Origin of the sequence: Caballeronia terrestris (assembly GCF_001544515.1) — a bacterium.
In the GTDB taxonomy this organism is placed as follows: domain Bacteria; phylum Pseudomonadota; class Gammaproteobacteria; order Burkholderiales; family Burkholderiaceae; genus Caballeronia; species Caballeronia terrestris.
In genome coordinates this window covers 1-2,365 of the sequence record NZ_FCOL02000277.1, presented here as the reverse complement: position 1 = coordinate 2,365, position 2,365 = coordinate 1, and the positions used below count along the sequence as shown (strand labels likewise).

The window sequence follows — 2,365 nt, the reverse complement described above, 5'->3', positions numbered from 1 at the left end:
AACAGGGGCACCGCCCCCGACCGTTGCGCGTAAACGTCAGGCCGCCGCGCCGCGCCCGGATATATGCAACAACGCCCATGCCCGACCAACTTCGTACCAACAGCTTCAACCTGAAGAACGCCTAGCCATCGCAAGCCTGCGGCTACAGGATGTGAGTATTCGGGCCATGGCTCGAATACTCACACTAGACTCCGTGTTGCAGTTGAGTTTGAAACCGCCAGACCTTTATCCGCTTTGCGTTGTACCAGCGGATGTAAGAGTCAACTACCTCGATGAACTGTTAGACGGTTGTAGCCCGCCAGTCACGAGGATAGAACAGCTTTGTCTTGAGCCGCCCGAGGAAACCTTCGCAGGCCGCATTATCTGGAGAGCATCCTTTACGTGACATCGAGCGAACCAGCCTGGCATCGCGTATCCGTGAGAGCCATCCAGGCCAGCGATAGTGCGCACCGCGATCGGAGTGAACCACAGGCCGTTCATCACTGTTGGCGACAGTCTCGATGGCTGCATCCAGCATGGTATTTACAAGTTCAGCGTCCGGTCGCTTGCCAATTGACCAGCTCACAACGAGACCATCGAAGCAGTCGATCAACGGTGACAGATAGACCTTGCCGGCCGGGATATGGAATTCGGTACTGTCGGTCGTAGAACGGCGACATACGGTTTCGCACATTGGTTCACGCCGCATCGGATAGCCACTGCGTACTGGACGCGATCCGCGATAAACGCCTGCGCCACCTGCCGTGTTGCGAAGCGGAGATGAAGGCCGTACGGCGGCTAGCAGGTAAGCGGCATCATTAGGCCTGTCAAGCGGCCGCAGTAGGCTGTGCCATCGGATCTCGGCCTTTCCTGCTATAAATCGCTGGCCATTCCGGCTCCGGGGTATGCCGATGGTCAATCTGCGCCATACCGTAAGCCACGGCGAATCTCCGCGCCTCCAGTGCACAAGCGAAGTGCCCGAGCACACCAGTGGCGAGCTCGACACCATCAGTTTCTCGCACGATGAGCATAGCTGCGTACATCCCCTCGTCGTAAGCAGCTAGCGGTCTTAGAACAAAGTTCCTATACCTGCTTCCGTGTCTTGCATATCCATCCTTTGGACGTTCCAGTACAACTTTGCGGCAATGTCTAGTTATTGTCTAAGAGTCAACTCAAGTAATCATTTGGGGCTTTCACCAATTAATCGGATGTATATAGAAGGCCTTAGGAGGTAACTAGCGCTGCACGCCTTCTATCTTAGGAACAGCGAACGCGCAAAAAGCCGCTCTAAAGTGGCGGTATAACCCTTCTAATCCGCCGAGTTCGCTCGCCCCCGCCCACGGGGGATAGTCCGATACGCCTTGTATTGCGGGGTCGCTGCCGCTACAACGTACAGAGTCTCCTTCGTGTTCACCTCGACGTTATGGATTCCGCTGCGGCGGGCTTCTTTTTGCCCTACGCTATGAATGGCGTCCTTAGAGATAGGGACGCGAGCATTTAGGGTTTTGGTCGCCCGCCCTTGCCGGCGGTTTTTTCATGTGCATCAGCTATCGACCGCCTAGCCGTCCATTAATGACCTCGTGTACCTTGAACATAGCTACCTTCGGGTCGCCGGTCTCCGCTAGCGTCCGGGCCGTATAGATAAGGTCCTGCTCGAAGGGATCAGGAATAACCACGCGTTCGGTTTCCCGGATGAATCGAAGTACATCAGTGCATAGAGGAAGCGGGTATTCTCCGGGCTCGTAACGATTGATTTCGTTTATCAAAACGACCCAGCGGTCGTCTAACTGTCGACAGTTTTTTGATAGCTTCTGCATGGGTAGCTCCCGATGATGTTCTTCAGTTTGGTAAGAACTTATCAGGCACGCCGTGGAATTGATACTTCATACCAAGAGCGTGCGGCGCCTGGTCGGTTACGGTCGTCTGAGCGGTATGCGATGCCAGAAACGCGCTGGCGCAGCTGTACGCATCATCGCGACTCTACATCAACTACTTCTAACCCTCATTCAAGCTGAAGTCGAAGTCGCTATAGTGACGGCGCACTCGGCGTCCTGTGGGCTAATGCCGAGCGGCAACACGAGCGTCGCATCTACCGGCAGGCCAAGCCGATCAGTGTCGCGCGTGGAAAGGCCTCGACTGGGACGTGCTGAATCGCCTTTACGAAAAGGGCTTCATTTGCGACCCCGTCAACAAGACGAAGTCGGTGGTCTTCACTGAGCAAGGGTTACATGAGTCCGAGCGCCTATTCAGGCAGCATTTCGTTATCCGGGACCGAACGAACAAATAATGTAACGAACTTCTAACTCACCACACTGATATGTATGGACCGTGTCAAGTGCCAAAGGCAGATCTCCGAAGCTTGACGGGTCAAGGGCGGGCGTGAGCC

Annotated in this window: 3 pseudogenes; 2 read left to right on the top strand and 1 reads right to left on the bottom strand. The window is 55.2% G+C overall.

Annotation, left to right across the window (positions count from 1 at the left end):
• Window positions 1-61 precede the first annotated feature (61 nt).
• Window positions 62-181: pseudogene (locus AWB67_RS42685) on the top strand (helix-turn-helix domain-containing protein); the annotation flags it as partial.
• 3 nt (window positions 182-184) lie between these two features.
• Here the strand turns inward: AWB67_RS42685 and AWB67_RS36460 are convergent.
• A pseudogene (locus AWB67_RS36460) lies at window positions 185-643 on the bottom strand (IS3 family transposase); the annotation flags it as partial.
• Between the two features lie 1,443 nt (window positions 644-2,086).
• Here AWB67_RS36460 and AWB67_RS42680 point away from each other — a divergent pair.
• Window positions 2,087-2,266: pseudogene (locus AWB67_RS42680) on the top strand (DUF6429 family protein); the annotation flags it as partial.
• Window positions 2,267-2,365: the final 99 nt, after the last annotated feature.